This is a genomic window from Atopobium deltae (assembly GCF_001552785.1).
GTDB classification, from domain to species: Bacteria; Actinomycetota; Coriobacteriia; order Coriobacteriales; family Atopobiaceae; genus Atopobium; species Atopobium deltae.
Genome location: NZ_KQ959500.1, coordinates 1 through 2,399 on the forward strand (window position 1 = coordinate 1; position 2,399 = coordinate 2,399).

Consider the following 2,399-nt stretch of genomic DNA (forward strand, 5'->3'; position numbering starts at 1 on the left):
TTTTTGGCGCTGTATGCAAGCTGGTGTATAGCTCACTACATAAGCCTTGATGATGCACTCACGCTTATGTATGTGTCTGACATGCTTGTTGATTGTATGTTGCTTCGCTGTGGCATTGTCTTTGATTTTTCTGTGCTTGTCGCAGCGCTTGTTGGGTTATGCACCCCTTTGTGTATCTATATCTTTTGGCTTAACACACAACGCAATTTTAAGTACTTAGATGTGCATGGCAGCGCTAAAAGAGGAGTGGTTTCAGATGGTCTTATCTATAAAGATAAAAAAGATGCTGACAACAACATCATTTTGACCAAAAACTTGGCGCTTGCGCTCAATAACACTGCTGGTGTTAAAAAGACCATCACAAACTTAAATGTGATGGTTATAGGGGGATCTGGTTCCAACAAAACAGTTGGTATTGTTGAACCTAATATTTTACAAGCAGCAGATCACGACCTCATTGTGATTGATCCTAAAGGTACCACCTTAACACGTTGCGCCCCCGATCTTATAAGGCGTGGTGTTGAGATTAATGTGTTTGATACCGTCAACAAAGCTCAATCTGATCAATTCAACCCCTTAGCAGGAATCCACGATTTTGCTTCGATCATGCTTTTTTCAGAATGTTTAATAAACAACACCGCTCAAGATGGAGCAAGGCAAGGAGAGCAGATTTGGACTGATGGTGTGAAGCTCATGCTTCAGGCAATTTTAGGACTTTTATATTACTGGTACCCTAATGAGTTTACCCTTGCAAATGTTTTTAAGCTCTGCGATAAGTGTCAGGTAGACGCTACCGATACTAATCCTAATCAAAAAAATGTGCTCGATAAGATCTTTGACCAAATAGAAACAGGTCAAGTCATCGCCACCAAAACCTCTGCATCGTCCTATGTGAGAGCAGGTGTCACCCAACAAACTACCCCTTCAAAAATGATAAGACGTGATGGAGTATGTGCGGGCGGATGGTTTTCTTCTAAGCTCAACGATAAAGGTGTTGAGGTCTTTAGCTTTAATCAAGGTCTTTCTCCTGACCAAGACGAATCTTTAAAAAGGTGGAGGGAATTTAGGGCTGGCGCTGGCAAAACCATTGCTTCATATGTAACTACCTTACATACCCGCTTGCAACAAATTAATCAATCAAGCGTGCTTGATATTTTAGGCAAAGCAGGTCATGACGATATGCGCCTTGAAAGCCTAGGTCAAACCGATCAAAGACGCTGCATTTTCATTATTACCTCTGACTTTGATGGTAGTCTAAGCTGCCTTTTGTCATTATTTATTTGGCAAGCAATATATCTACCAATGAGAATGGTAGATATAAAGCAAACCCAGCGCTTGCCACACCACCTCACTATTATTGCTGATGAGTTTAAAAATGTGGGCAAGCTTCCATCATTTACACAGTGCATAAGTGTTGTTAGATCACGCAATATTTCAATCATGATGATGTTGCAATCATTATCCCAGCTTGAAGAAGTTTATGGCGAAAAAGAAGCTGTTGTAATTCGTGAAAATTGTGCAACGCTACTTTATCTTGGTGGCTCTCGTTTAAGTTCGACCGCAAAAACTATTTCAGAGTCTCTTGGTCAAGAAACAATTTTTAAGAAAAACAGCTCAAAGCGTGGGGCTGGTCTAACCGCTGATAACACCATAAGTTGTGACACTATCGGAAGATCACCTTTTACTACCGAAGAAATCTCGCAGCTGTCAAGCAGTGATGCTCTTGTGCTTTTGGGTACTGAGTCTGCAATCCAGGATAAAAAATCCGTGGTATGGGAGCACCCACGCTACAACAAAAGATCTATGTTTGACCCCTCACGTAAACCCCCACAAGATGCACTTATTTTTAATTACTCTGCATATAAAAAAGCAGGAAAACCAACAGGAAAGGAGGGTTTAACATGGCTTGAAAAATATTCAAAGTCCATCTTTGAATCACAAAACTAAGCACTAAGTAAATATAAGCACTTTTTTAGTAAAAGTTATTCATTTACAGCTACGAAAGGAAAGATGATGAACGTAAATGCACTGTATTTTGATCTACTCACCAAAGCAGCAGCTGAAAACCCTGGTGTCAACCTCGGTGATCTCATGAAAAAGATGAGTTCAGGCATTGGCTTTTTGGGAGGAGTTTTGCTCGTTTTTGGACTTATTAACCTTGGTCTTTCTTTGAAAGACGGTGCTCAAGGTGGCGGTGGACAGCTTGCTGGTGCAATCTCAATGATTGTCGGTGGTGGCATTGTTATTGCAGCAAGCGTGTACTTTGCTGGCATGGATACCAGCTGGGCAAACTAAAATGCTTCGCTGCAAGATGACAAAAGACCTAACAAAGTACGAGCCTAAAATCTTTTTAGGTCTTACGGCTCGTACTTTGAGCTGTTGTGCGCTTGCAATAGCGG

Annotated in this window: 2 protein-coding genes; both read left to right on the forward strand. The window is 41.1% G+C overall.

The window, feature by feature from the left end; translation table 11 throughout:
- The coding region (locus tag HMPREF3192_RS04130) for a type IV secretory system conjugative DNA transfer family protein (RefSeq protein ID WP_066305674.1) at positions 1 to 1,947 on the forward strand (1,947 nt) is incomplete at its 5' end.
- A 63-nt stretch (positions 1,948 to 2,010) separates the two neighbouring features.
- Positions 2,011 to 2,295 carry a hypothetical protein gene (locus HMPREF3192_RS04135; protein ID WP_231723358.1) on the forward strand — a complete coding sequence of 95 codons (285 nt, stop codon included), beginning with the start codon at positions 2,011 to 2,013 and terminating at the stop codon, positions 2,293 to 2,295.
- Positions 2,296 to 2,399 lie beyond the last annotated feature (104 nt).

What these genes read in the sequence shown, in the direction of transcription:
- HMPREF3192_RS04135 (WP_231723358.1), top strand. Translation starts at nt 2,011, where the DNA reads ATGATGAACGTAAATGCACTGTATTTTGATCTACTCACCAAAGCAGCA.